The following is a 26,654-nucleotide window of genomic DNA, read 5'->3' as shown; positions in this document are numbered from 1 at the left end:
TAAGAGTGAGCATTTCAAGGGATTGGATAAGTTTGAAAAATTTGTAGCACCACAACCCATTTCCAAAACATTGATCTATGGCGGGGTAAAGGATCAGGCTCGCAGTAATTACCTCGTCAAAAGTTGGAGAATGCTTGGGGAGGAGGAGCCATGATCTGGGTGTACTTGTGGGGAGATCAGCACGTCATCTCCTTTGGTCTGCTCCTCGTGATGATGGTTTTTCCGGGCTGAAAGCCCGGTTGATTTTAGCCCGGGGCAGGAGATGGTGTAGAGATATAATATTCTACTTTGACCAGATAAAAACTCCTCCTCCGCCTGTCTGGCCGGCAGCTCCTGCCATATCCTGTGACTTTTTCGTTGATAATTACTTTTCCGGGGGCTTTTCCCTATGCTGGATTATCCGTAATTTTATCCCACTTTCCGGTCTAGTCCGGAAACCGGATAAATCACCCTGCACTGTAGGAACGAACCTTAAACCCAGATTCTCATGTATCTTATTTTTGACACCGAGACTACCGGATTGCCCAAGCGATGGGATGCTCCGATTACCGATACCGACAACTGGCCTCGTTGTATACAGATCGCATGGCAGCTTCACGACGAGATGGGGAATCTGTTGGAGCACGGCGACCACCTCGTAAAACCGGAAGGCTTTAACATCCCTTTCGACGCTGAACGGATACACGGTATTTCTACCGAGCTGGCAGAAGAGGAGGGAATAACGCTCAGGGAGACACTCCAAAAGTTCAACGCCGCTCTGGGGAAGGCGAAGTTTATTGTAGGACAGAATGTGGGCTTCGACATCAATATTATGGGATGTGAGTTTTACCGTGAAGGTATAGAATCACCACTGTCGTCTATGCCTGTGCTTGACACCTGTACGGAAGTGACCGCAGCTTTCTGTCAAATCCCCGGTGGAAGGGGAGGAAAATTCAAACTGCCCACACTTACCGAGCTACACGAAAAGTTGTTTGGAGTGGCTTTTGCCGAAGCGCATAACGCTACGGCCGATGTGGAAGCGACTACGCGCTGTTTTTTTGAGCTGATCAGGATCGAAGAAGGCTTTACCGAAGAAGAACTCGATGTACTCCCGGGTTATTTTGAGCGGTTTAAGGAGCACAATCCTAAGGAGATTGAGCTTATCGGACTGGAGCACATCAACCTCAAGGCGGCTTCGGAGGCCATAAGGGAAAGGATACGCAAAGCACAGGGAGGGGATATCTCCAAACAGGAACTTGAAGAAAACAAGGCCGAACTGGAGGAGATGGACTTTGTGCACCTGCACAATCACACCCAGTTTTCGGTACTTCAGGCTACCTCCAGCTTGCCCGATTTGGTAGCGGCAGCCGCTCGTGAAAAAATGCCTGCCGTGGCGATTACAGATCACGGCAATATGATGGGAGCCTTCCATTTTGTAAAGGAGGTAGGCAATTACAACAAGGCAGCTAGAGCCAGAAATAAGGAGGCCGAGGAAAAGGGGGAAGAGCCAACAGAGGTAGAGATTAAGCCTATAGTGGGCTGTGAGTTTTACGTATGCGAAAACCACCTCGACAAAAGTAGAAAAGACAACGGCTACCATATTGTCATGTTGGCGAAGAACAAGAACGGATATCACAATCTCGCCAAAATGTCGTCTATAGCCTATACCGAAGGCTTTTACTACGTGCCGAGAATAGATAGAGAGGTCGTCCAAAAATATAAGGAAGATATTATAGTACTCACCGGTAACCTTTACGGGGAGGTGCCCGGAAAAATATTGAACCTAGGTGAAAACCAAGCAGAGGAAGCACTGTTGTGGTGGAAAGAGCAATTTGGAGACGACCTGTACATAGAGCTGATGAGGCACGGACAGGAAGATGAAGACCGGGTGAATAATGTATTGGTACAGTTTGCCAGGAAGCACCAGGTAAAAATGGTGGCTACAAATAACACCTTTTATATCACTAAAGAAGATGCTAACGCCCACGATATTTTACTCTGTGTAAAAGACGGAGAAAAACAGGCTACCCCCATAGGAAGGGGAAGAGGGTACCGCTACGGGCTGCCCAATCAGGAATACTACTTTAAATCGGCCAAAGCCATGAAAGCGCTCTTTGCCGATCTGCCGGAGGCCATAGCCAATATAGGGGAAGTAGTAGACAAGATTGAACCCTTTGAGCTAGCCCGCGATGTATTGCTTCCCAAATTTGATATTCCGGAAGAGTTTCAACACCGAGAAGATAAAAATGATGGAGGAAAAAGAGGGGAGAATGCCTATCTGAGGCATCTTACCTACGAAGGAGCGAAAAGGCGTTATCCGGAAATTACCGAAGAGATCAGGGAGCGACTGGATTTTGAACTCAGCGTTATTGAGCGCACCGGATATCCGGGTTACTTTCTCATTGTTCAGGATTTTATAGCGGCAGCTCGTGAGATGGGAGTTTCTGTAGGTCCCGGTAGGGGTTCTGCGGCCGGCTCTGCGGTGGCCTACTGTCTCGGAATTACCAATCTCGATCCTATAGCCTACGATTTGCTGTTTGAGCGCTTTCTCAATCCCGATCGGGTGTCCATGCCCGATATCGATATCGATTTTGACGATGAGGGGCGCAGTAGGGTAATGGACTATGTAATCGATAAATATGGCGCCAATCAGGTGGCTCAGATTATCACCTATGGTACCATGGCGGCCAAGTCGTCTATTCGCGATACAGCGAGGGTACTCGACCTGCCGTTGAGTGATGCCGACCGGATTGCCAAGCTGATTCCCAATATGAAATTGGGAAAGATATTTTCTTTCGACGACAATCAACTCAAATCCAGTTTGAGGTCGGAAGAACTACTGAAGGTGAACGAGTTGAAAAATCTCGCCGAAGGGGAAGACTTAGAAGCCCAAACCATCAATCAGGCTCGAATACTGGAGGGCTCGGTGCGGAATACGGGGATTCACGCCTGTGGGGTTATAATCACTCCCGACGATATCACCAACTTTGTTCCGGTATCTATCGCCAAAGATTCCGACTTGTACGTCACCCAATTCGACAACTCGGTGGTGGAGAGTGCCGGACTGCTCAAAATGGACTTCCTCGGGCTCAAAACACTTACCCTTATCAAGGATACTGTTAAACTGGTAAAGTACAAACACGGTATAGATCTAAATCCCGACGAATTTCCGTTAGACGATCAGAAGACTTACGAACTGTTCCAACGGGGAGAAACGGTAGGAATATTCCAATACGAATCCGTGGGGATGCAGAAGTATATGAAAGAGCTGAAGCCCACGGTTTTTGCCGACCTTATCGCTATGAACGCGCTCTATCGTCCGGGACCGCTGGAATACATTCCTAGTTTTATCAACAGAAAACACGGCAAGGAAGAGATTACATACGACCTTCCGGCTATGGAAGAATACCTGAAGGAAACCTATGGCATTACCGTTTACCAAGAGCAGGTGATGTTGCTTTCGCAAAAGCTGGCAGGCTTTACCAAAGGTGAGGCCGATGTGTTGCGGAAAGCTATGGGGAAAAAGATTTTTGCCCTGCTGGAACAGCTGAAACCAAAATTTCTGGACGGGGGAGAAAACAACGGCCACGACAGAGCTATCCTGGAAAAGGTGTGGAAGGACTGGGAGGCTTTTGCCAGTTATGCCTTCAATAAAAGCCACTCTACCTGCTATGCTTGGATCGGATATCAAACGGCCTATCTCAAGGCCAATTATCCGGCAGAATATATGGCGGCGGTACTCTCCAACAATATGAACGATATCAAATCGGTGTCGTTTTTCCTAGAAGAGTGCAAGCGAATGGGACTGGAAGTACTGGGACCTGATGTGAACGAATCCTTTTACAAGTTTACGGTAAACAAAGACAACGCCATCCGATTTGGAATGGGTGCTGTAAAAGGAGTGGGGCGCAGTGCGGTAGAGACTATTGTAGAAAACCGCGAATCGGGACCATACCGTTCGGTGTTCGATTTGGCAAAGCGAATAGACCTCAGGGCTGCCAATAAAAAAGCCTTTGAAAACCTGGCTCTGGCAGGAGGTTTCGATTCCTTTACCGAAACCCATCGCGCACAGTATTTTCACGATGAAGGAGACGGGGTGACCTTCTTGGAAAAGGTGATGCGCTATGCCTCTAAGTTTCAAGAGAGCAAGAATTCGGCACAGGTAAGCCTTTTTGGAGAAGCCAGCGAAGTGCAGATTCCCGAGCCGATAGTGCCGCCCTGTGAAGAATGGGGTACTATGGGAAAACTAAAAAGAGAGAAAGAAGTAGTCGGAATTTATATTTCAGGACATCCCCTCGACGATTTCAGAGCGGAAATGAAGTATTTCTGTAATGGGAGTGTTGGACTACTACATAATATCGCCAGCTATACCAACAAAGAACTCTCTATTGGAGGAGTTATTGCCGATGTACAGCATCGCACCTCTAAAAACGGTAAAGGCTGGGGAACTTTTGTGGTTGAAGATTACAACGACTCATACGAGTTTAGAATCTTTGGAGAAGAGTATCTCAAATACCGACATTTATTGCTGATCGATTCGTTTGTCCATATGAAGGTGTTTATACGTGAGGGCTGGATAAACAAAGAAACAGGACAACGAGGCGAACCAAGGCTGCAGTTCAACAATATACAGTTGCTGCACGATGTGATGGAAAAATACGCCAAAAAACTGACCATACAACTGAATCTGAACGATATTGAGGACGACAAAATCAGGGTGTTAAGCGACCTGGTCAACGACCATAAAGGAGATCACCCCCTTAGTTTTACCGTGTATAAAGTGGACGAAAAACTAAAACTCCACATGCCTAGTCGAAAGAAGAAAGTCCGCATTTCCAACGAATTGCTAGACGAACTAAAACGGCAGGACATCGCATATAAGCTCAATTGATGCTTGAAAGTAGGGGGAAGAGTTTTCAGAATCGCATTCTGAATGATATTTTTCGGTGTCATCCTATGTTTGCAGGAGCAGAACAAATGCTCCTCCCTTCAGACGAAGGGAGGTACCCAAGCGCAGCGATGGGGAGGGTTTTGATAGCCCGAATTTCTGGAGTAGCACTAAGGGTTTGGGATATCGGGATGCTTTGGGTTTTCAAACCCTCCGTCATACCTGCGGTATGCCACCTCCCTTTGTCTAAAGGGAGGAGTTGGTTGTAAAGGAAGGAGATCCTTCGACAAGCTCAGGACGACTCTAAGAACTAAAAAACTAAGAATTAAAAAACTAAAAATCCATTGAAAGCCTGGGATGTTATTATTGCCGGTGGGGGTGCCGCTGGCTTCTTTGCTGCGGCTCATTTGGGAGCTAGGTTAGAAGGAAAGCGCATCGCCATACTGGAACGCAGTACAGAAGTGCTTTCAAAAGTCCGTATTTCTGGTGGAGGCAGATGCAATGTAACCCATGCCGAATTTACACCTCGAGAACTGACGGCTTATTATCCGAGAGGAGCTAAAGAACTCTTAGGACCTTTTCACTCATTTTGCAGCGGAGATACAGTAGCCTTTTTTGAAGAGAAGGGAGTGCCCCTGAAAATAGAAGAAGACGGTCGGATGTTTCCGACAACCGACAGCTCTCAAACTGTGGTAGATTGCCTTGAGAACGAAGTGTCGAGATATGGGGTAAAGGTATTGACCGGCTGTGCTATTCGGGATATTGTAAAGGTAGACGACGGCTTCTCGATAGAGACGAAAGAGAGGAGTTTTTCCTGCAAGAAACTTTTGATAGCCACAGGAAGCAGTCCCGCAGTATGGCGAATACTGGAGCGTCTTGGTCATCGCATTGTGCCGCCGGCACCTTCTCTTTTTACTTTTCATATAGACGATAATCGCATTTCCGGACTCATGGGACTTTCGGCATCGGTGAGCCTCAGTTGTAGGGCAATGGACAAAAACATGGTTTTTGAGGGGCCTTTGCTCATTACCCATTGGGGGATAAGCGGTCCTGCGGTATTGAAGTGCTCTGCTTGGGGGGCTCGGTACTTTCACCGCTGTGAGTACAGCTTTGAAATAGAGGTCAACTGGCTGCCACAGCTGTCTTTTGAGGAAGTACAGGAGAGGCTCGCAGACTGGAAACAGCAATACGGCAGAAAGGAAGTGAGGAAGGTATCGTCATTCGATTTGCCGCGAAGGTTGTGGGAACGACTAGTAGTAGCCGCAGGGGCTGTTGAAGGAACCAAATGGGCCGAAACCAGCAATGTGACTCTTCGCAATATTGCGCTCCAACTGACCAAAGGAGTCTTTAAGGTAAGCGGAAAGAGTACTTTTAAAGACGAGTTTGTAACCGCAGGAGGAGTGGACTTGAAAGAGATCGATTTTAAACGCTTTGAAAGCAAAGTACAGCCAGGCTTGTTTCTCGCAGGTGAAGTGCTGAATATCGATGCGGTTACCGGAGGCTTTAATTTTCAGAATGCATGGACTGGAGGGTATATGGCGGCTCGAGCCATTGCAGAAGAGTTTTAGCTCTGTAGGAAGGGCTATTTAGGTTTCATTGTATCAAAATATCGTTCTATTTGTAGGTGCAGAAGAAAAACTCCTCCCTTTGTCTGAAGGGAGGAGTTGGTTGAGAAAGAGGGTAATCTCCTCACAAGCACACCCAGACATGGGTATGTTAAGTAATTCACCTCAATACATTTTTTTCTGCGCTACAGAATTACTACTGTTGTTTCTTTTCCAATATCGACTGTAGGCGTTGTTGTAGGGCAGTGTCGGTTTGAAGAGCCATAGCGACTTGCTGATAGCGGTCGAGCGTAATACCCTCTTTTTTGATGATTTCTTCCATTTCCTTTTGAAAACCGGATTGCATTTCCTGCATCTTGTTCATAGCCACTCCGAACTTTTCTTTTTCTTCTTCACTGGCATCCGCTTCTTTTGCTCGATCTTGTGATGCTTCGAACAATTCGTTGAAGCGATCTATTTCAAAACCACTTTCCTCAACCACTTTTACCATTTCCTGCTGAGCCTTGTTGTTGATGTCTACTATCCCTTCGAAAGCGTTGGCAATCTTGCCCAGCTCATCGTCTGAAACTTCTACTTTTTGCTGTTGTGGCTGTTGTGGCTGTTGTGGCTGAGGGGCTGTTTGTGCTAGGGCCATAGCTCCTGTAGCGAGAAAGCAAACCAACAGCGCTTTTAGTTTTCCTGTCAACTTCATAATGTAAGATTTTTGATATATACAATGAGGTCGAAGCTACAATAATCTATAGGGAACGCCAAAAATATAGTAGGTTTAACATGAACTTAACGGTATCTGATATGTGTAGAGGAGAATATTCGTTCTATTTATGCCGGCTATCCAAAATCCCGAAAAACACTATCTTTGCGCAAAACGGATTGCACTTATGACCGAATCGGACTTTATGCCCGGGAGTTATGTGAACGACACGACTTCTGGGGCTTTTACCTGGAAGGCTCCCAGCAATATTGCCCTGGTTAAGTACTGGGGAAAGCACGGAAATCAATTGCCGGCCAATCCGTCGGTGAGTTTTACACTCGACCATTGTGCTACAACTACTACGCTTCGTTTTAAAAAACAGGAGAAATTTTCCGAAACCTTCGAAATAGAGGTTTTTTTTGAGGGAGAGCGCAACGATGCTTTCCGTCCGAAAATCCTCAGTTTTATGGAAAAGGTTGTGGTATACCTGCCTTTTTTACGCGATTATCAGTTCAGTATACACACTTCCAATTCTTTTCCTCACAGTAGTGGTATTGCTTCCTCCGCAAGTGGTATAAGTGCATTGGCCCTGTGTTTTATGAGTTTGGAACGGGAGCTGTCTGGAAGTATGTCTGAAGCGTTTTTCTACCGAAAAGCTTCCTTCCTCGCCCGACTAGGATCGGGAAGTGCCTGTAGGAGTGTTGAGGGCGGACTAATTGTTTGGGGAGCACACGAGGAGATTGTGGGGAGCAGTGATCTGTACGGACTGACCTATCCAGGTGAAGTTCACCCTGTGTTTAAAAAATATAGAGATACAGTATTGCTGGTAGATCGTGGGGAAAAACAGGTGAGTAGCTCTTCGGGTCACGGATTGATGAACGGACATCCCTTTGCAGAACAGCGCTTTGCACAGGCCTCGTCAAATATATCGAAACTTATACCCGTACTCCGAGAAGGGAATACCGATGAGTTTACACGCATAGTGGAGAGCGAGGCGCTTTCGCTTCACGCCATGATGATGACTGGGAATCCGTACTATATGCTGATGCAACCCGCTACCTTGCAGGTGATAAAGAAAATATGGAAATTTAGAAAAGAGAGCGGCAGTTCAGTCTGTTTTACACTTGATGCAGGCGCAAATGTGCATTTGCTATACCCGGAAGAAGAGGAGAAAAGAGTGGCGGAATTTATTAATAGTGAGCTTGTTGTGTATTGCGAAAACGAACAGTATATTTGCGACCGCGTAGGAGAAGGAGCGGTTTTTAATGAATAATTAAAAATTAAGAATGAAAAATGGAGGGAGGGAGTTAATGAAGAATGAATAATTAAAAATGAAGAATGAATAATGAATAATGACTGGGAATAATTAGTTATGGAGGGGATAATGAAAGGGGAAGAAGATTGTTATCTGTTGTGAAGGAAAATGTAATAAAAAAGAAGAGTTTTGATTTTGCAGTAGATATTGTGTATCTTTATAAATACTTGGTGACTAAAGAAAAGGAATATGTGATGTCTAAACAGTTACTTAAATCAGGGACATCGATAGGGGCTAATGTGAGAGAAGCTGAATTTGCTCAGTCAAAACCGGACTTTATAAATAAAATGAGCATTGGCTTAAAGGAAGCTAACGAAACAAGTTACTGGTTAGAACTGTTGTACACGACAGAGTATATAAATAGGAAAACATTTATAGGGTTTAAACCCAAAGTTGAGGAAATGATAAGATTATTGGTGAGCATAGTAAAAACCTCAAAACAATAATTTTTCATTTTTCATTATCAATTTTTAATTGGAGGATGAAAGGACCATTATTTTATTCGAAAATACTGCTCTTCGGAGAATACGGGATTATCAGAGATTCTAAGGGATTGTCTATTCCGTATAACTTTTACAACGGGGCGCTGAAGAAAGGGAGGGAACTCTCTGAAGAAAACCAAGCGTCAAATTTGAGTCTGAAACGTTTTGCAAGCTATCTCGAGAACTTACAGAACGACCGTTCCGGCTTGGTGACATTCGACATTGCCAGGTTGAAGGCGGATGTGGAAGAAGGTATGTATTTTGACAGTAGTATTCCACAGGGATACGGCGTGGGCAGCAGTGGAGCGCTCGTAGCGGCCATTTACGACAAATATGCTGACGACAAGATTACTGTTCTCGAAAATCTGACGCGAGACAAATTGTTAAAACTGAAAGAGATTTTCGGTGCAATGGAGTCTTTTTTTCACGGGAAGTCTTCCGGATTGGATCCTCTCAACAGTTACTTGAGCATTCCGATACTGATCAATTCTAAAGACAATATAGAACCAGCGGGTATTCCGTCGCAGAAAGCCGATGGAAAAGGCGCTGTCTTTCTACTCGATAGTGGGATGGTAGGTGAAACGGCTCCTATGATACAGATCTTCATGGAAAATATGAAGCAGGAAGGATTCAGGAAGATGCTGAAAGAGCAGTTTATAAAACACACCGATGCCTGCGTGGAAGATTTTTTAAAGGGAGATGTCAAGTCGCTTTTCGGAAATATCAAACAATTGTCTCACGTAGTGCTCGACAACTTTAAACCCATGATACCGGCACAGTTTCACAAACTTTGGAAACACGGTATAGAAAGCAATGACTATTACCTGAAACTCTGTGGTTCCGGAGGAGGGGGATATATCCTCGGTTTTACACAGGATATAGAAAAGGCCAAAAAAGCGCTTAAAGGCTACAACCTGGAGGTGGTCTACAACTTTTAATCGACCGCATAGTTCCGGATTGATGGCTGTGTTCGGACGTACTGTACCGGTAATTTTATCAGACCGAAAATATCATGTATGCGACTGTTGAGGAAGAATAGGTTGCTGTTGCTAAAGCTATTGAGTATATTTTCCGTTGTTCGCGGGTATAATATACTGATCATTGTGCTGGCACAATACCTCACTTCCGTATATATACTGGCTCCGGAAAAGCCGGTGATAAAAGTGTTGACCGATGGCAATCTGTTTGCTATAGTGGCTGCTTCTGCCTTGGCTATTGCTTCGGGCTATATTATCAACAATTTTTACGACTCAGAAAAAGATCTGATCAACCGCCCCCGAAAAAGCATGCTCGACCGATTGATCAGTCAGCGCACCAAACTCACGGCCTACTTTATCCTCAACTTTGCTTCGGTAGTCTTTGCTAGCTATGTGTCGTTTAGAGCGGTGGTTTTCTTTTCGGTTTATATATTCGGACTGTGGTTCTACTCCCACAAGTTAAAGCGCATTCCACTATTGGGAAATATAGTGTCTTCTGTATTGGCGATAACGCCGTTTTTTGCCGTGTTTGTGTACTATGGGAATTTTGCGACAGTGATTTTTGTACACGCTGTCTTTCTCTTCCTCATCATACTTATCAGAGATATGGTCAAAGATCTAGAAAATATCCGGGGAGATATGGCACAAGCATACCACACTGTACCTGTAGTATACGGAGAGAAAATTTCCAAATATATTATAACACTCTTGGCATTTTTGACCTGGGGTCCCACCTATCTGTTGATCACTTCCTTCGAGATCGGACATATGGATTTATTTTTTTACGGCTGTTTTGTTTTACAACTACTTTTTCTTTTCCTGATGTGGAGGGCATCGTCAAAAAAAGATTACCTGATACTGCACAATATCCTGAAGTTGATTATTGTGGCCGGGGTTTTTAGTATACTGCTGATAGATATAGGGCTTGTGATAAACAGACTGATAAACCGCAGCCCATAGTTTACCTAATCCTTCTAATATCTCAAATCTCAATTAAAATCACCTATCTTTGCCAAAAATACAGCTATGAGCAGGACAGACAAGAATCGGAAAGGGAAAATATCGGGTAGACAGGGAGGAAAACGCAATGTGAGCTATACTCGGGGTAACGCTCCTATAAGTAAAAAGCCGTTGTTGAAGGAAGCGGGAGAGATGCGTCTTAACCGATATATTGCCAATTCAGGGGTGTGTTCGCGTAGGGATGCTGATATTTATATCGCTGCCGGAAATATTACGGTAAATGGAACACCGGTAACCGAATTGGGCTATAAGGTAAAATTCACCGATGAGGTTCGTTTTGACGGAAAGCTCATACGTCCTGAGAAAAAGGAATATGTACTGCTCAATAAGCCCAAAGGATTTATTACCACTACAAGAGACGAAAAAGGCAGGCGTACGGTGATGGACCTGGTGGCTACTGCCTCGCGTAACAGGCTTCTTCCTGTGGGGCGCCTAGATCGCAATACTACCGGATTATTGTTGTTTACCAACGACGGTGAGCTGGCCAAAAAACTCACTCATCCAAAACACGGGGTTCGCAAAATATACCACGTTGAGCTCGATAGAAATCTCAAGCACGAAGATTTGCTAGAGATAAGAAAAGGGTTGGTATTGGAAGATGGCCTGATTACCGTAGACGAGGTGAGTTATATAGACAATGCCCCGAAAAAGGAAGTGGGGATACAGATTCACAGTGGTAGGAACCGCATTGTACGCCGTATTTTTGAACACCTAGGCTATAAGGTAGTAAAGCTCGATCGCGTCATTTTTGCAGGGCTTACCAAAAAAGATCTCCCTCGTGGGCACTGGAGACACCTCACCGCACAGGAGGTGATAAACCTCAGAATAATGTAATACTTTTGCAAAACAAAACCCCGTCGGTTCTGACAGGGTTTCGTGCATTTTAAAACTAAATACTATCGACTATTGTTGGTCTACAGTTTCTTTAGCCTTTTCTTCTACTTCTTTAGCCTTTTCTTTAACTTTTTCAGCAGCTTCTTCACCGGCTTCTTTTACGTCTTCGGCGGTGTTTTCAACAGCTTCTTTGGTTTCACCCCAAGCTTCTTCAGTAGCTTCTTTGGTGTCTTCCATAGCATCTTCGGCTTTTTCTCCAGCCTGATCAATGCTGCTTTCTATTTTGTCTCCAGCATCTTCGGATTTCTTTTTAGTGTCTCGGCAAGAGGTAAGAGAAATGGCAAAAAGAGCCAACAAAACCAAACTTAATGATACTTTTTTCATAATCTGAGTTTTTAAATCATTAGTAAATCGAGAAGAGGCAAAAACAACTTTTGCCGTCTTCCTTAAACTTTATACTTTAATATATATACGAAGGTACTCCAGTATTCGGATCACAGCACCAGCATTTTTTTTGATATAATTGCGGTTTATCTCTCCTTTTTTAAGTCTTACTTCTTTGTTTTCAATAAGTTGTAAAAATATCGCCTTGAGTTGTCCTATGTCCGAAATTGTATACACCCCTCCGAGTTTTACCAGATCTCGGGCTTCTTTAAACTTGTCAAAATTAGAACCGATTACAACGGGAATACCGAAAACGGCGGGCTCCAGAATATTGTGTAAGCCTGTGCTTCCCACGGCACCACCCACATATGCTATATCTGCATAGTGATATATCTTGGTGAGTAGACCTATGGTGTCTACAATGAGAATCTGAGCCTCGTCGAGCTCTCCGAGTGTCATAGAAGAGTAAAGTACGGTTTTTTTTGAAATACTCTTTTGCAGTGCGGTATTGTGGACAGCCTTGATATTGTGAGGTGCGATTACAAATTTTACAGTTTCCGGAGCCTTGTTTATAAGTGTGATCAGCAGGTCTTCATCTTCAGGCCATGTGCTGCCGGCGACAAAACAGAGGTGTTCACCTTTAAAGTTTTCCATAAAATTAAGGGTGTTGTCGCGTTGAAGAATTTTCTCCACCCGATCCATCCTTGTGTCTCCGCTTACCGTAACTCGGTTTATACCTATGCTGTTTAGCAGCTGGGCAGAGTCTTTATCCTGTACAAAGAAATGCTTGAATGCGTGCAGCGATTGCCGCATAAAGGCGCCATAAGACTTGAAAAACAACTGGTTCTTCCGGAATATTCCTGAGATGAGTACAGTGGGTATGTCTCTTTTGCCAAGCCCTTTCAGATAGTTAGGCCAAAACTCGTATTTTACGAATACAGCTAGTTCCGGATGTGCGAGAGATAGAAAGGTACTCACGTTTTTCCTGGTGTCGAGTGGGAGATAAGTAATAATATGTCCCGCGCGACTGTCTTTTCTGACCTCGTAGCCCGAAGGTGAAAAGAAAGTAATCAAAATTTTGTGGTGAGGATAGCTAGCTTTAATCTTCTCTATAACCGGTAGCCCTTGTTCAAATTCGCCCAAAGATGCAGTGTGAAACCAAATCACCCGATCTCCTTTGGCAATATGTTGCTTTAGCGTACTGAAAACCGTTTTGCGCCCGCGTACAAAAAGTCCGATTTTGTGATGGAAAGGAGCGATAACCTTGAGAATAAGCCCTGTGAGGACAGTGAGTACGTTATATGTGTATGACAACATGATAAAAGGCAATTTACAACGCGAAATGCAGCGCATATCTGATTGCTAAAATACATTTCTTTTGTCAAAAACAGACGAGCAGACATGGAGAAAGGGAGATGAGGAGCGATTTTTCCGGGTTGAAAGGAGTTGTCCCTTTGGGACGCCTTTTTTATGTCATTCCAGTAATAGTAGAAATCGCGGGTTTTGGTTTTTGTAGCCATTAGGAGCAATCACCATTTATATGCGTACTGTAGGGACGCAAAATTTTGCGTCCCCCCCATTTACGAATTGATGTTGTACGATTGACAATTTTAAATTGGATGTTTTATCATAATTTATTCAATACAAATTTGTATCGAATAAATTATTGAAGCGGGAAAACGTATTAGTTGATTAGTTTTTTAGCTGGTAGTTCGTAGTGATTTTAGTCTCCTCATCTCCCCATCTCTTCCCTTTGCGCTTCGCAAATCAGACAATAAAATCGGCCTGTTTCATTGGTTGGCGTTTCAAGTTTTTGTATTATTGTTGGGTTTTTCTGGCGAGAGAAAAGCGCCTCGGCAAGACGGGGCAAAACCGGAAAATACACAATCTAAATATCAGCATCAGTGAAGAAAATACAGATGGTAGACCTCAAGGGTCAATACGAATTTATCAAAGATACTGTAGACCGTTCTATCGCAGAAGTCATAGACAGTACGGCATTTGTCAACGGTCCGCAGGTACAGTCATTTCAAAAGGAACTGGAGGAATATCTCGGGGTAAAACACGTGATACCCTGTGCCAACGGGACAGATGCCTTGCAAATCGCCATGATGGGTTTGGGATTAAAGCCCGGTGACGAAGTGATTACAGCCGATTTTACCTTTGCCGCCACAGTAGAGGTGATTGCATTGTTGGGACTCACTCCGGTATTGGTCGATGTAGATCCGGACACCTTTAATATAGATCCGGAGGCTATCCGAAAGGCAATAACGCCCAAAACCAAAGCCATAGTACCGGTTCATCTTTTCGGACAATGTGCCGATATGGATGCCATAATGGATATAGCGAGAGAACACAAGCTGTACGTCATAGAAGACAACGCGCAAGGGATAGGAGCAGTGCACACCTTTAAAGATGGTCGAAAGCTGAAAACCGGAGCCATAGGAGATGTGGCTTCCACCTCGTTCTTTCCTTCTAAAAACCTCGGATGTTACGGAGATGGAGGAGCGATATTTACCGACAATGACGAACTTGCACATACCATCAGGGGTATAGTAAACCACGGGATGTATGTGCGTTATCACCACGATGTTGTGGGGGTAAACTCGCGATTGGATTCTATTCAGGCTGCAGTGTTGAGGGCAAAGCTACCTCTGCTGGATACTTATAATAAAAGGAGAAAGGAAGCTGCACAAAAGTACAATCGAGCTTTTGAGGGAGAACAACACATAGAAACACCCGTACAAACAGGAGGAGAAGATACCCATGTATATCACCAGTACACCTTAAAAATCAAAGGAGTTGACAGGGACGGACTGGTGAAATACCTGAACGAAAACGGAATTCCCTGTGGAGTGTATTACCCCATACCGCTTCACCGACAGAAAGCCTATTTGGACGAGCGTTACCGAGAAGAAGACTTTGAGGTGACCAATAATCTGGTAAAAGAGGTGATCTCCTTGCCCATGCACACCGAACTGGACGACGAGCAAATAGCCTATATTGCCGATACAGTAAAGGCATATGTAAACGGGAAATCTTAATATCACATCAATAGAAAAACAAACTGGAGGAAGATATATGACAGATCAAAAAAAGATATTAGTTACCGGAGGATTGGGATTTATAGGTTCGCATACCGTAGTGGAATTGCAGAACGAAGGGTTTGAGGTAGTTATTATCGACAATCTATCCAACGCCACAGAAGAAGTACTCGACGGAATTACCAGGATTACCGGAAAAACTCCACTTTTCGAAAAAATGGATCTCAGAGAGAAAGAAAAGGTAGAAGATTTCTTTGCGAGACATGACGATATTGTTGGGGTTATCCATTTCGCAGCTTCTAAGGCAGTGGGTGAAAGCGTAGAAAAACCACTGTTGTATTACGAGAACAATATCAACACCCTGATTTATCTTTTGCAAGAGTTGAGCAAGAAGGAAGAGTCTTGTTTTATTTTTAGTTCTTCCTGTACAGTATACGGGCAGGCCGATGAATTGCCTATCACCGAAAGTGCTCCGGTAAAGAAGGCAGAATCGCCATACGGAAACACAAAACAGATAGGAGAAGAGATTATTGCAGATACCTGCTCGGTATATCCCGAGTTCAAAGCCATTTCTCTGCGTTATTTTAATCCGATTGGAGCCCATCCAACGGCAGAAATAGGAGAGTTACCCCTCGGAGTACCTCAAAATTTGGTGCCGTTTATCACACAAACAGCAGCCGGATTGCGCGAACGGCTCTCGGTGTTTGGTGGCGATTACCCTACCGCCGATGGAACAGGAATACGAGATTATATTCACGTGGTCGACCTGGCAAAGGCGCATGTGGTGGCATTGAAACGCTTGCTCAACGATAAGAACACCTCCAATTATGAGGTGTTTAATGTAGGTACCGGAACGGGAAGTTCCGTACTCGAAGTGATTGGCAGTTTTGAACGGGTGTCGGGACAGAAGCTCGATTATCGCATTGTAGATCGCAGACCCGGAGATGTTACTGCAGCCTATGCCGACACCACCAAGGCCAATAACGAATTGGGATGGGAAGCTCAGTCTACACTCGACGAAGCAGTTGCTTCGGCCTGGAAGTGGGAAAAGAAAATAAGGAACATCTGAGAAATATAACAAAAACGCAATATAGCGTTAGTGCAACCCCCTTTTTTTAATAGGTGTTAAAATCTTGTAAATACCAAATATAAATATGGTAAAACTTTAACATCATGTATTTGAAATATTGTACTTTTGACAAAAATTTGTCTTGAGATAGCTCAGAGGAGTTCTCAAGGAGACAAGAAAAAAATAATATGGATAAGTATTCGTTTTTGAATGCTGCGCATACGGCATTTTTTGCTGAACTGTACGATCAGTATTTGCAGAACCCAGATAGTGTAGAGCCCAGTTGGAGGGCTTTTTTTCAAGGGTTTGATTTCGGAGCGGAGCATTCAGAAGGCAATGGAGAGGTAAGCTCCCAAAACGGAAGTCAAATGGCTGTTGCCACAGCCAAAGATTCCGGTGCTGCAGAAGTGCCGGAAGGAGTAGTTAAGGAATTTCAGGTGGTAAAACTCATCGATGCCTACAGAACTCGAGGGCATTTGTTTACAAAGACAAACCCCGTGCGTGAGCGTCGTAAATACCACCCTACTTTAGACAAGGAGAATTTCGGATTGTCAGATTCCGATCTCGATACCACCTTTAAGGCGGGAAATATAATTGGTATTGGGAACAAAACCCTTAGAGAGATAATAGAACATCTCACCAGTATCTACTGCGACTCTATAGGGATAGAGTATATGTATATCCGGCAACCGGAAGAGGTGGAATGGATACAACAACGACTCAATATCAACAGCAATCACCCGTCGTTCTCTGCGGATGAAAAGAAGCACATCCTCAAAAAACTCAACGAAGCGATATCTTTTGAGAGCTTTTTGCACACCAAGTACGTGGGACAGAAAAGGTTTTCTCTAGAAGGAGGGGAATCGCTCATTCCTGCTTTGGACGCTATAGTAGATAAGGCGGCTGAACTCGGGGTGAAACAATTTGTAATGGGAATGGCACACCGCGGGCGACTGAATGTGCTGACGAATATCTTCGGTAAATCGGCTAAGGATATCTTTAACGAATTTGACGGTAAAGACTACGAAATTCCCGCTTTCGACGGAGATGTGAAATATCACCTTGGGTGGACTTCCGAGCGAAAGAATCGCTCCGGGAAGGAAATAAAAATGAATATTGCTCCCAATCCTTCTCACCTCGAAACTGTAGGTGCAGTAGTGGAGGGAATTACCCGGGCAAAACAAGACAACTACTACAATGACGACTTTTCGCAAGTACTGCCTATAGTAGTGCACGGAGATGCCGCTATCGCAGGGCAGGGCATTGCGTATGAAGTTGTACAGATGGCCAAGTTGGAGGGCTATACCACTGGTGGGACTATACATATGGTGGTCAATAACCAGATAGGGTTTACCACCAACTACTTAGACGCACGTTCTTCTATATATTGTACCGATGTAGGAAAAGTGACACTTTCTCCGGTACTCCATGTCAATGCCGACGATGCAGAAGCGGTAGTACACGCTGCTCTTTTTGCACTCGATTTCAGGATGACCTTTAAAAGGGATGTGTTTATAGATCTCTTGGGATACCGGAAATACGGGCACAATGAAGGTGATGAGCCTAAATTTACGCAGCCCAAACTGTATAAGGCCATAGCCAAACACAGTAATGCCAGAGATATTTATGCAGAGAAGCTAATAGGAGAAGGAGTGATAGATCAGGCATATGTGAGTAAGTTGGAATCTGATTACAAGGCGATACTCGAAGAGGAATTGGAAGATTCGCGAAAAGAAGTAGCCACCAAGGTTACTCCCTTCATGCAAGACGAATGGAAAGGATTTGATCTGGTTCGAGAAGACCAAATGTTAAAAGCGGTCGATACGAGCTATCCGAAGGAAAAGCTTACCAAAATTGCCGAGACCATCACCAAACTTCCGGAAGAGAAGAAGTTTCTCAGAAAGATTGAACGACTTATCAAGGAGAGAAACAAGATGTTCTTCGAAACCGACAAGCTCGATTGGGCCATGGGAGAACTTTTGGCATATGGGGCATTGCTTGATGAAGGTTTTGACGTAAGGATGAGCGGACAGGATGTGGAGCGCGGAACCTTTTCGCACCGCCACGCTGTACTGAAAGTAGAAGACAGTGAAGAAGAAGTGGTGTTGCTCAATAATATGAACGACAAACAAGGACATTTTTACGTGTATAATTCCCTGCTGTCAGAATACGGTGTGCTTGGATTTGATTACGGGTATTCTATGGCGAGTCCGAATACCCTGACGATTTGGGAAGCACAATTTGGAGATTTTAGCAACGGTGCACAGATTATGATAGATCAGTACATTTCTGCTGCCGAAGACAAGTGGAAAGTACAAAACGGTATTGTAATGCTGTTGCCCCACGGATACGAAGGTCAGGGAGCGGAGCACTCTTCTGCACGTATGGAGCGCTACTTACAGTTGTGTGCTAAAGACAATATGTATGTGGCCGATTGTACCACCCCGGCAAACTTCTTCCACCTGCTCAGGAGACAGATGAAGGTGAATTTCAGAAAACCCTTGATCGTATTTACACCTAAGAGCCTTTTGAGACATCCCAAGGCTGTTTCCAGTGTCAGCGAATTGGTAGAAGGAAGCTTTCAACCGCTGATAGACGATAAGGATGTAAAACCGGAAGAAGTCAAAACTCTGGTGTTCTGTACCGGAAAGTTCTATTACGATCTTCTTCAGGCGAGAGAAGAAAAGGGAAGAGAAAAAGATGTAGCTTTGGTAAGGTTGGAGCAACTTTTCCCGCTACCAGCAGATGAGATCAATGCGGTACTCAAAAAGTACAGCAAGGCCGACGACGTGGTCTGGGCACAGGAAGAACCCCGTAATATGGGAGCCTGGAGTCATTTGCTGATGCACTTTGAAGAAGCGAGAAATTTCAGAGTTTGTTCCAGAAGATTCTATTCTTCCCCTGCCGCTGGTAGTGCTGTGAGATCACAGAAACGCCATAAGGAAATTATAGAATATGTTTTTGATAAGGAGAAGGATAACAATATCAGAGATTACAGGGCCAAGAACAGTTACGGACACGGCCATTGAGATGTTCCGAAAATCATAACCAAAAAGAATACGACCAATAAAATTGTAGCACAATGATTTTAGAAATGAAAGTTCCTTCACCGGGGGAATCTATTACAGAAGTAGAAATAGCCGAATGGCTGGTGGCAGATGGAGATTATGTAGAAAAAGACCAGGCCATTGCGGAAGTGGACTCCGACAAAGCCACCTTAGAACTCCCTGCTGAAGCCAGTGGAACCATTACGCTAAAAGCAGAAGAAGGCGATGCAGTAGCCGTAGGCCAGGTAGTATGCCTTATCGATACGGGAGCCTCCAAACCTGATGGAGGATCGGCAGATAAAAAAGAAGAACCTAAAGCTGAGGAAAAAACAGAAGCTCCCAAAGAAAAGGTAGCAGAAGTTGAAAAGAAAGAAACCTATGCTTCGGGAACGGCTTCTCCTGCCGCCAGAAAAATACTGGATGAAAAGGGAATTGCAGCCAATGAGGTGCAAGGAACAGGAAAGGACGGACGCGTAACCAAAGAGGATGCGGTAAAAGCAGTGCCTTCTATGGGAACTCCCGGTCCGGGAAGCAGAGGACAAGAGCGTAAAAAACTCTCTATGCTGCGTAGAAAAGTAGCTGAGCGTTTGGTGTCTGCCAAGAATGAAACCGCAATGCTCACTACCTTTAACGAGGCCAATATGACACCTATCTTTAAACTTAGAAATCAGTTTAAGGATGAATTCAAAGCAAAACACGGCGTAGGACTTGGTTTTATGAGTTTCTTTACCAAAGCCGTAGTTCGAGCATTGCAACTGTATCCGGATGTCAACTCTATGATAGACGGTGACTACAAGATCACTTACGACTTCTGCGATATCTCCGTAGCCGTATCTGGTCCGAAGGGACTTATGGTACCGGTGGTTAGAAATGCAGAAAATTTGAGTTTTAGAGGAATAGAGGCCGAGATTAAGCGTTTGGCTATCCGCGCACGTGACGGACAGATTACCGTAGATGAAATGACAGGTGGAACCTTTACAATATCAAATGGTGGGGTGTTTGGAAGTATGTTGTCAACACCAATCATCAATCCGCCACAGTCTGGTATTCTCGGAATGCACAATATCATAGAACGCCCGATTGCCGTAGACGGAAAAGTAGAAATACACCCAATGATGTACTTGGCGCTGTCTTACGATCACAGAATCATAGACGGAAGAGAGTCAGTAGGTTTCTTGGTAGCTATTAAGGAAGCTCTAGAAAACCCCGAAGAATTGCTGATGGATGGCAATATCAGGAAAGCATTGGAATTGTAATTGAGCTTAAGACTTTTTGATAAAAAACCGGATTTCTTTTTGAATCCGGTTTTTTTTGTCTGTTAGTGAGTATAGCTATAGCTCACCAAATTACACCTTGAAGAGAAGAGTCTTTACTCATCGGCCAAGATGTGAGAGGGTTGCAATGGTGATTTTCCTTCTGTCGCCGGTTACTGCTATTCTTCAATGTGTTCTGGATACAGAAAATTGTTGTACGGAAAGCGGGTAATATGTATATTTCTGACTTCCTCATACACCTTTTTTCGGAATTCGTCCATATTCTCCTTGTTGATGGCTGAGATAAACAGCGCCTGTCCGTTTGCGCGATTCATCCAGGTGAGCTTCCACTCCTCCAAGCTAAAGTGTTTTCCGGTCTTTTCGGTGATGAGATCATCGTCGTCAATACGCTCTGCTTCGTACTGATCTATTTTGTTAAAAACCATGATGGCAGGCTTGTCGGCACTGTTTATTTCTGCGAGGATTTTGTTTACCGAAGCGATGTGCTCTTCGAAATTAGGATGAGAAATATCTACAATATGCAGCAGCAAATCGGCCTCTCTTACCTCGTCTAATGTACTTTTAAACGACTCTACCAATTGAGTGGGTAGCTTTCTGATAAACCCTACGGTATCGCTCAATAAAAAGGGCAGATTGCCGATTACCACCTTGCGCACCGTGGTGTCGAGTGTAGCAAAAAGCTTGTTCTCGGCAAACACATCGCTTTTGCTAATTACGTTCATCAGAGTCGATTTACCCACATTGGTATACCCGACGAGAGCAACGCGTACAAGAGCTCCGCGGTTACCGCGTTGAGTGGCCATTTGGCGGTCTATGGTTTCCAGTTTTTTCTTGAGCAGTGCTATGCGGTCTCTTACAATACGCCTGTCGGTCTCTATCTCGGTCTCTCCCGGACCGCGCATTCCTATACCCCCACGCTGACGTTCGAGGTGGGTCCACAACCCGGCCAGTCGGGGCAGTAGGTATTCGTATTGAGCTAGTTCTACCTGTGTTCGGGCGTAGGAGGTCTGTGCTCTTTGGGCAAAGATGTCGAGGATAAGGCTGGTGCGGTCCAGTATTTTGCACTTCAATATCTTTTCGATATTCTTCTGTTGAGCCGGACTGAGTTCGTCGTCAAAAATCACCGTACCGACTTCTTCTTCCTGAACAAAGCGAGACACCTCTTCCATCTTTCCGCTCCCGATAAAAGTTTTCGGATTGGGAGTATCTATTTTTTGTGTAAAGCGCTTTACTACTTCACCCCCTGCAGTATAGCTGAGGAACTCGAGTTCATCGAGGTATTCGTCCGACTTTTCTTCATCCTGCTCGCGGTTTACGATACCGATAAGCACTACTTTTTCATAATCCAGGGTCTTTTTTTCCAGCATATATTCAAAAATAATCAGTAACACTATTATTCCGATGTCTTCTCCAACCGTAGGTGGATAATTTTTTGGAGTAACGGAATGTATTTGTGAGGCTTGACTGGGGACAAAGGTACATAATTCTGTGTCGTTTGTAGACCGGATTATCTGTTTAAAATTTATTTGTGGCTATAGTATTTTTTCGACAGGGTGATAATTACTACTTTTAACTGACTAAAGTTTGACGAATTACATCTATGTTTTTTAAGAGAAAACCGCCTACCCGACGATTTACGATTGGGTTTTACAATCTCGAAAATCTTTTTGATACCCAAAATGATCCGGATACCTTAGACGACGATTTCACTCCTAAGGGAGCATTGCACTGGAATGAGAAACGCTATCGGAATAAGCTGTACAAACTCGGAAGAACCATAGCGCATACTGGAAAAAAAACAAGTCGACGTTTGCCAGTAATCATGGGATTGGCCGAAGTGGAAAATCGCAGCGTACTCCAAGAATTGATACAGACCAAACACCTGTCTGGCAAGGGATACGATATAGTGCATTTTGAATCTCCGGATGAGAGAGGTATAGACACCGCTCTTATTTATCGCCGCAAATACTTTGAGGTTATAGATAGTGAAGCAGTTCCATTGATAGTAGACAATACAGATGGTATGCGCGATTATACCCGCGATATTCTTCACGTTACAGGCCTGCTCAACAATGAGCGCATCCATGTAATAGTCAATCATTGGCCTTCCCGAAGACAGGGAGCAGAAGACACGGCCTACAAACGGGTGGCCGCTGCCGCTGAGGTGCATCGTATAATGGATGGAGTAAGAGAAAAGGAAACCGCAGCCCGCTTTATTATTATGGGAGATTTTAACGACAATCCTTTTTCTAAGAGTATTAAAGAGCACCTGCTTTCCCCAGATCTTTTCAATCCGATGGAGCTATTGCTATCACAGGATAAAGGGAGTGCGAATTACAATTTTAAGTGGGATCTTTTCGACCAGATATTGTTTTCTAGAGACTTTATGGTAGCGGAGCCTGGAAAACACAGTTATGTGGAGGCAGATATTGTCAACGATCGCTTTCTCACGGAATGGTCCGGACGCTTTAAAGGCAATCCTTTTCGCACTTATGCAGGACGGAGGTATCTGGGAGGATACAGCGATCATTTTCCGGTGTATATACAGTTGGAACTAAACGTGTAGCACTTCTTCGTCCATAAGTAGATCCTCAGTCCGAAATCGCAATAATACCTGGGCTGTGGCTACTACGTCTTTTTCACAATAGACGACGATTCTGTCGATGTTCTGCTCTTCGTAATACACCTGTCTTACCTGGCTGCCGTCTATATCGTCTTTTGGCGAGGGGATATTCAGGATATTGGTGAGCAATTTTAGAGAGGTATAGTGTTTGTAATCGCCAAATTTCCACAATTCCATAGTGTCTAGGTGAGGCACTTCCCAAGGTTTTTTGCCGAAGAGGTTGAGCTTTTTGGGTATGGAAATACCGAGAATAAGCATGCGTCTGGCAATATAGGGAAAGTCAAATTCCTTGCCATTATGGGCACAGAGCAAATGACGAGGCTGACTGAAATGATTTTCGAGCAGGTTTTTGAAATCGATGAGTAGTTGCTTTTCTTCTCCGAAAAAAGAGGTGGTTCGAAATTGTCTTCCACTGCCGCGAAACACAAAATAACCCACAGAAATACAGACTATTTTTCCAAATTCTGCCCAGATGCCGGCCCGCTCGTAGAAATCTTCTGGGGTGATTTCTTCCCTGCGTTGGTATTCCGTTTTTTTTGCCCACAATTCTTGCTTTTCAGGAGATAATTGCGAAAAATCCCGGGTTTCTGGGACGGTTTCTATATCGAGAAACAGAATGTAGTCTAATGGTATTCCAGTAGGCATATTGCGATCGTTTGCGAACGATAAAGATATGCAATATTGCAGTTTCCAGAAAGAAGTGTCAGAATAGCGATTCCTGCCGAAAAGGAGATTCGTGCTCCAAAAGCCATTTTTTGCGCCAGAGTCCGCCGGCATAACCTACCAGACTTCCATCACTGCCAATCACGCGATGACAGGGAACGACTATCCACAGGGGATTCTTGCCGTTGGCAGAAGCAGCTGCTCTGATGCTTTTGGTATCGCCAAGTTTTTTGGCCAGATCGAGGTAGGAGATAGTTTTGCCATAGGGAATGTTGAGCAACTCATCCCACACCCTCTTCTGAAAGTTGGTGCCCTGAGGGTTGAGTTTGAGTTGGAAGTCCTTTCTTTGACCTTCAAAATACTCCTTTAATTGCCGTGTGCAAGGCAACAACTCTTCAGGGATATCGACAGAGCTTGTCGGGATCTGGTTTTCTTTAAGTATACTCACTTTTGAAACTCCGTTGTGGTCTCCGGATATTTGAGTGGTACCTAGCGGTGTTTTTACAATTGCAGTTTTCACAATTCGTCGGTATTTGTTGTTATCGATGGGTGTTGATAGAGAAGCTAAGGTAATTAAAAAAGACTGTTATTTCAATTCAAAACAAGAGAGGTCGCCCAAAAAGACGACCTCAACTTGTGCAAAATAAGCCTTCCGGACTTACACGAATATTTCAGTGTTTATCCGACGAGACAGTTTTTCGGCTTCGTACAGAATGACTTCTGCTTCCAGTGGGTTTTCATAGGTCTCGTCAAATAAGGGTATACGAAAGGGTTTATCGCTCTGAGCAATAGTCTTAAATATCAGTGTAATAGTGCCTAGAATATCTCGTTTAGAACCCTCTTTGTCCCAGGATTTAGAGACGTAACATCCAGAGTATTCCCCGAGTTGTGCAATCTTGAAATCATTGTTTTTTTGGTGATAAACCAGCAGTTTTTTATTCGATTTGTCGGTGATAAAAACATAATTTCCTATGGTGTCGGTTTGTTCTTTTTTTACACCGTTTTCGCTGCAGATAGTATTTACAAATTTGTCTGTTTCTTTCTTTTTAGAGCGCTGCTTGTAGAGAAAATACGCTACAGGAGCCATAAAGACTGCAAGGAAGAGCAGTCCCATTTCAAGAGATACAATATCCATTGTTGTAAGTTGTTATTGTGTTTTATGAGTAGTTCTTCATCTTTGTGTGTAGAACTCCCAATTGAGAATAAATTGTGTTAACCCGATGTTGCCAACGGGTATACAGTCCTTATGTGATTGCAGATAAGGATTGTTGTTAAAATGATAGTAAAGGATATAGAAATTTGCTTAGTAAAAGAAGTGAAAGGGAAAAATCAGCTGTTCTATAAGAAGTTTTAAATCAGTTGTTTTTTTTGAGGATTCTTGTAACTCACGACTTGTGAGAAGCTCAGGTACATTGATATAGACAGTAAGGAGTACAGGCAGGCCGTATGCGAGAATTTTTATTTTTCCGGAAAAAAAACTCTGAGAAGACTCTTCTTCCCACATAATACCGGGAAAAACAGTAGCCTGTGCCATACTCAGGCGCGTGGTGTCGTCGGATGAGTGATGAGCAATACCGAATGTCTTTACACCGTGATGTGAAGAACCGAGAAAGGACACCGTCCACACAAATGCAAAGAAAAGGGAAACCCATATTTTAAAGCGCTGCTTTTCCACAATACAAAAATACGGTTAAATACGAGAATTTTAAAAAAAAGCATTCAGAACTCAAAACTTTCTGAAGCTGAAGTCAATCCGGCTTAGTCTGTTTAATTTTCTCATTGTCTATCGGATAAAACACAGATTATCTATTCAGTAGCTTTACCGCATCTGCGGCAAAATAGGAAGCGATGATATCGGCACCTGCGCGTTTGATAGCTGTGAGTTGTTCCAGTACGACCGCGTCGTGGTCCAGCCAGCCTTTTTCCGCAGCGGCTTTGATCATGGCGTATTCTCCACTTACTTGATAAACTGCAAGAGGAATATCGAATTCGTTTTTGATATCGCGAACGATATCGAGGTAGCACAGTCCGGGTTTTACCATTACGATATCAGCTCCTTCGTCTATGTCTATTTCGGTTTCGCGCAGCGCTTCTATGCGGTTTCCGTAGTCCATTTGGTAGCTCTTTTTGTCTTTTGGCACTCCTTTAAGGTCTACAGGAGCGGAGTCTAAGGCCTCGCGGAATGGACCGTAGAATGCCGAGGCGTATTTGGCGCTATAGCTCATGATGCCGGTATCGGTAAAGTTGTCGTCTTCAAAAGCCTCGCGGATGGCCAGAATACGACCGTCCATCATATCGCTGGGAGCTACGAAGTCGGCGCCAGCCTGGGCGTGAGAGAGACTCATCTCTACCAATACGTCTACAGAGGCATCGTTGAGTATCTTGCCGTTTTCTACTATACCATCGTGCCCGTAAGAGGAGTAGGGATCCATAGCCACATCGGTCATAACCAGCATTTCCGGGACAGCGTTTTTTACGGTTTTTACAGCGCGTTGCATAAGTCCGTCGGGGTTTATAGCTTCTGTGCCTTTGTTGTCTTTGAGATTGTCTGGAACCTTGACAAAAAGCAAAACCGACTTCAAGCCCAAGGCCCAAAGCGCTTTGACTTCTTTTTCCAACAGGTCGAGGCTGTAACGGTAATAGCCGGGCATGGAAGCGATTTCTTCTTTTTTACCACTGCCCTCAGTGACAAAGAGCGGTACCAAAAAATCGTCGGGGGAAAGCGTTGTTTCCCTTACAAGGTTTCGAATAGCGCTGTTTTGTCTCAGTCTTCGGTTTCTTTTCAATGGATACATAGTT

General features: G+C 44.2%; 22 protein-coding genes. 13 read left to right on the top strand and 9 right to left on the bottom strand.

All coding sequences use genetic code 11. The features are described from left to right. The first annotated feature begins 487 nt into the window (after positions 1 to 487). The 3 genes from dnaE to ACYZZR_RS10025 all read left to right on the top strand — a co-directional run bounded on the left by dnaE (position 488) and on the right by ACYZZR_RS10025 (position 6,435). Positions 488 to 4,870, top strand: coding sequence for a DNA polymerase III subunit alpha (dnaE, locus tag ACYZZR_RS10035; RefSeq protein ID WP_461533872.1), 4,383 nt, complete (start codon positions 488 to 490; stop codon positions 4,868 to 4,870). Beyond that, the gene (locus tag ACYZZR_RS10030) at positions 4,870 to 5,136 is read left to right on the top strand and encodes a hypothetical protein (RefSeq protein ID WP_461533871.1); all 267 of its coding nucleotides are present in this window, start codon (positions 4,870 to 4,872) and stop codon (positions 5,134 to 5,136) included. Before dnaE ends, ACYZZR_RS10030 begins: the two co-directional genes overlap by 1 nt. 75 nt (positions 5,137 to 5,211) lie before the next feature. Next, positions 5,212 to 6,435 carry a BaiN/RdsA family NAD(P)/FAD-dependent oxidoreductase gene (locus ACYZZR_RS10025; RefSeq protein WP_461533870.1) on the top strand — a complete coding sequence of 408 codons (1,224 nt, stop codon included), beginning with the start codon at positions 5,212 to 5,214 and terminating at the stop codon, positions 6,433 to 6,435. Between the two features lie 193 nt (positions 6,436 to 6,628). On the opposite strand, the gene ACYZZR_RS10020 is transcribed toward ACYZZR_RS10025, so the two are convergent. Next, complete coding sequence (locus tag ACYZZR_RS10020; RefSeq protein ID WP_461533869.1) at positions 6,629 to 7,123, bottom strand: DUF4168 domain-containing protein; 495 nt, start codon at positions 7,121 to 7,123, stop codon at positions 6,629 to 6,631. Positions 7,124 to 7,310: 187 nt separating this feature from the next. On the opposite strand from ACYZZR_RS10020, the gene ACYZZR_RS10015 reads away from it, so the two are divergent. The 5 genes from ACYZZR_RS10015 (at position 7,311) to ACYZZR_RS09995 (ending at position 11,751) form a co-directional block, all read left to right on the top strand. Further along, positions 7,311 to 8,396, top strand: coding sequence for a diphosphomevalonate decarboxylase (locus ACYZZR_RS10015; RefSeq protein WP_461533868.1), 1,086 nt, complete (start codon positions 7,311 to 7,313; stop codon positions 8,394 to 8,396). A 140-nt stretch (positions 8,397 to 8,536) separates the two neighbouring features. Then, a complete protein-coding gene (locus ACYZZR_RS10010; RefSeq protein WP_461533867.1) occupies positions 8,537 to 8,884 on the top strand; it encodes a four helix bundle protein in 348 nt (115 codons plus the stop codon). A 35-nt stretch (positions 8,885 to 8,919) separates the two neighbouring features. Further along, a complete protein-coding gene (locus ACYZZR_RS10005) occupies positions 8,920 to 9,858 on the top strand; it encodes a mevalonate kinase family protein (protein WP_461533866.1) in 939 nt (312 codons plus the stop codon). 78 nt (positions 9,859 to 9,936) lie between these two features. Then, positions 9,937 to 10,857, top strand: coding sequence for a geranylgeranylglycerol-phosphate geranylgeranyltransferase (locus ACYZZR_RS10000; RefSeq protein ID WP_461533865.1), 921 nt, complete (start codon positions 9,937 to 9,939; stop codon positions 10,855 to 10,857). A 66-nt stretch (positions 10,858 to 10,923) separates the two neighbouring features. After that, positions 10,924 to 11,751, top strand: a complete 828-nt coding sequence (locus tag ACYZZR_RS09995; RefSeq protein ID WP_461533864.1) for a pseudouridine synthase — start codon at positions 10,924 to 10,926, stop codon at positions 11,749 to 11,751. 69 nt (positions 11,752 to 11,820) lie between these two features. On the opposite strand, the gene ACYZZR_RS09990 is transcribed toward ACYZZR_RS09995, so the two are convergent. Together ACYZZR_RS09990 and ACYZZR_RS09985 are read right to left on the bottom strand one after the other, a co-directional pair. Then, positions 11,821 to 12,135 carry a hypothetical protein gene (locus ACYZZR_RS09990; RefSeq protein WP_461533863.1) on the bottom strand — a complete coding sequence of 105 codons (315 nt, stop codon included), beginning with the start codon at positions 12,133 to 12,135 and terminating at the stop codon, positions 11,821 to 11,823. A gap of 69 nt (positions 12,136 to 12,204) precedes the next feature. Next, positions 12,205 to 13,452, bottom strand: coding sequence for a 3-deoxy-D-manno-octulosonic acid transferase (locus ACYZZR_RS09985; RefSeq protein WP_461533862.1), 1,248 nt, complete (start codon positions 13,450 to 13,452; stop codon positions 12,205 to 12,207). A gap of 587 nt (positions 13,453 to 14,039) precedes the next feature. Here ACYZZR_RS09985 and ACYZZR_RS09980 point away from each other — a divergent pair. The 4 genes from ACYZZR_RS09980 (at position 14,040) to odhB (ending at position 20,551) form a co-directional block, all read left to right on the top strand. Continuing rightward, positions 14,040 to 15,179 (top strand): DegT/DnrJ/EryC1/StrS family aminotransferase, encoded by a 1,140-nt coding sequence (locus tag ACYZZR_RS09980; protein WP_461533861.1) that lies wholly within the window; start codon positions 14,040 to 14,042, stop codon positions 15,177 to 15,179. 37 nt (positions 15,180 to 15,216) lie between these two features. Then, positions 15,217 to 16,248, top strand: a complete 1,032-nt coding sequence (gene galE / locus ACYZZR_RS09975) for a UDP-glucose 4-epimerase GalE (protein WP_461533860.1) — start codon at positions 15,217 to 15,219, stop codon at positions 16,246 to 16,248. A gap of 188 nt (positions 16,249 to 16,436) precedes the next feature. Beyond that, positions 16,437 to 19,277 (top strand): 2-oxoglutarate dehydrogenase E1 component, encoded by a 2,841-nt coding sequence (locus ACYZZR_RS09970; RefSeq protein WP_461533859.1) that lies wholly within the window; start codon positions 16,437 to 16,439, stop codon positions 19,275 to 19,277. 53 nt (positions 19,278 to 19,330) lie between these two features. Further along, positions 19,331 to 20,551 carry a 2-oxoglutarate dehydrogenase complex dihydrolipoyllysine-residue succinyltransferase gene (gene odhB, locus ACYZZR_RS09965; protein WP_461533858.1) on the top strand — a complete coding sequence of 407 codons (1,221 nt, stop codon included), beginning with the start codon at positions 19,331 to 19,333 and terminating at the stop codon, positions 20,549 to 20,551. 176 nt (positions 20,552 to 20,727) lie between these two features. Here the strand turns inward: odhB and hflX are convergent, their stop codons facing one another. Then, positions 20,728 to 21,936 (bottom strand): GTPase HflX, encoded by a 1,209-nt coding sequence (gene hflX / locus ACYZZR_RS09960; RefSeq protein ID WP_461533857.1) that lies wholly within the window; start codon positions 21,934 to 21,936, stop codon positions 20,728 to 20,730. Between the two features lie 233 nt (positions 21,937 to 22,169). Here hflX and ACYZZR_RS09955 point away from each other — a divergent pair, with 233 nt between their 5' ends. Next, positions 22,170 to 23,135 carry an endonuclease/exonuclease/phosphatase family protein gene (locus ACYZZR_RS09955; protein WP_461533856.1) on the top strand — a complete coding sequence of 322 codons (966 nt, stop codon included), beginning with the start codon at positions 22,170 to 22,172 and terminating at the stop codon, positions 23,133 to 23,135. Here ACYZZR_RS09955 and ACYZZR_RS09950 read toward each other — a convergent pair. The 5 genes from ACYZZR_RS09950 to hemB all read right to left on the bottom strand — a co-directional run bounded on the left by ACYZZR_RS09950 (position 23,124) and on the right by hemB (position 26,650). Continuing rightward, positions 23,124 to 23,837, bottom strand: a complete 714-nt coding sequence (locus tag ACYZZR_RS09950; RefSeq protein WP_461533855.1) for a 3'-5' exonuclease — start codon at positions 23,835 to 23,837, stop codon at positions 23,124 to 23,126. The genes ACYZZR_RS09955 and ACYZZR_RS09950 overlap by 12 nt on opposite strands. Before the next feature lie 58 nt (positions 23,838 to 23,895). After that, entirely contained in the window at positions 23,896 to 24,375 is a 480-nt protein-coding gene (locus ACYZZR_RS09945) for a methylated-DNA--[protein]-cysteine S-methyltransferase (RefSeq protein ID WP_461533854.1), read from the bottom strand. A gap of 138 nt (positions 24,376 to 24,513) precedes the next feature. Further along, positions 24,514 to 24,990, bottom strand: a complete 477-nt coding sequence (locus ACYZZR_RS09940; protein WP_461533853.1) for a hypothetical protein — start codon at positions 24,988 to 24,990, stop codon at positions 24,514 to 24,516. A gap of 168 nt (positions 24,991 to 25,158) precedes the next feature. Then, the gene (locus ACYZZR_RS09935; protein WP_461533852.1) at positions 25,159 to 25,530 is read right to left on the bottom strand and encodes a hypothetical protein; all 372 of its coding nucleotides are present in this window, start codon (positions 25,528 to 25,530) and stop codon (positions 25,159 to 25,161) included. A gap of 127 nt (positions 25,531 to 25,657) precedes the next feature. Continuing rightward, entirely contained in the window at positions 25,658 to 26,650 is a 993-nt protein-coding gene (gene hemB / locus ACYZZR_RS09930; RefSeq protein WP_461533851.1) for a porphobilinogen synthase, read from the bottom strand. Positions 26,651 to 26,654 lie beyond the last annotated feature (4 nt).

This window comes from Sinomicrobium sp. (assembly GCA_029266035.1).
In the GTDB taxonomy this organism is placed as follows: domain Bacteria; phylum Bacteroidota; class Bacteroidia; order Flavobacteriales; family Flavobacteriaceae; genus Sinomicrobium.
This window is presented reverse-complemented; position numbering and strand designations above follow the sequence as displayed.

Excerpts from the sequence above, each read along its gene's own strand:
- ACYZZR_RS09950 (WP_461533855.1), bottom strand. The coding sequence starts at position 23,837 with ATGCCTACTGGAATACCATTAGACTACATTCTGTTTCTCGATATAGAA.
- ACYZZR_RS10000 (WP_461533865.1), top strand. The coding sequence starts at position 9,937 with ATGCGACTGTTGAGGAAGAATAGGTTGCTGTTGCTAAAGCTATTGAGT.
- ACYZZR_RS09940 (WP_461533853.1), bottom strand. The coding sequence starts at position 24,990 with ATGGATATTGTATCTCTTGAAATGGGACTGCTCTTCCTTGCAGTCTTT.
- galE (WP_461533860.1), top strand. The coding sequence starts at position 15,217 with ATGACAGATCAAAAAAAGATATTAGTTACCGGAGGATTGGGATTTATA.
- ACYZZR_RS09995 (WP_461533864.1), top strand. The coding sequence starts at position 10,924 with ATGAGCAGGACAGACAAGAATCGGAAAGGGAAAATATCGGGTAGACAG.
- ACYZZR_RS10005 (WP_461533866.1), top strand. The coding sequence starts at position 8,920 with ATGAAAGGACCATTATTTTATTCGAAAATACTGCTCTTCGGAGAATAC.
- dnaE (WP_461533872.1), top strand. The coding sequence starts at position 488 with ATGTATCTTATTTTTGACACCGAGACTACCGGATTGCCCAAGCGATGG.
- ACYZZR_RS10030 (WP_461533871.1), top strand. The coding sequence starts at position 4,870 with ATGCTTGAAAGTAGGGGGAAGAGTTTTCAGAATCGCATTCTGAATGAT.
- ACYZZR_RS09970 (WP_461533859.1), top strand. The coding sequence starts at position 16,437 with ATGGATAAGTATTCGTTTTTGAATGCTGCGCATACGGCATTTTTTGCT.
- odhB (WP_461533858.1), top strand. The coding sequence starts at position 19,331 with ATGATTTTAGAAATGAAAGTTCCTTCACCGGGGGAATCTATTACAGAA.
- ACYZZR_RS10020 (WP_461533869.1), bottom strand. The coding sequence starts at position 7,123 with ATGAAGTTGACAGGAAAACTAAAAGCGCTGTTGGTTTGCTTTCTCGCT.
- ACYZZR_RS10015 (WP_461533868.1), top strand. The coding sequence starts at position 7,311 with ATGACCGAATCGGACTTTATGCCCGGGAGTTATGTGAACGACACGACT.
- ACYZZR_RS09985 (WP_461533862.1), bottom strand. The coding sequence starts at position 13,452 with ATGTTGTCATACACATATAACGTACTCACTGTCCTCACAGGGCTTATT.
- hflX (WP_461533857.1), bottom strand. The coding sequence starts at position 21,936 with ATGCTGGAAAAAAAGACCCTGGATTATGAAAAAGTAGTGCTTATCGGT.
- ACYZZR_RS09990 (WP_461533863.1), bottom strand. The coding sequence starts at position 12,135 with ATGAAAAAAGTATCATTAAGTTTGGTTTTGTTGGCTCTTTTTGCCATT.
- ACYZZR_RS09955 (WP_461533856.1), top strand. The coding sequence starts at position 22,170 with ATGTTTTTTAAGAGAAAACCGCCTACCCGACGATTTACGATTGGGTTT.
- hemB (WP_461533851.1), bottom strand. The coding sequence starts at position 26,650 with ATGTATCCATTGAAAAGAAACCGAAGACTGAGACAAAACAGCGCTATT.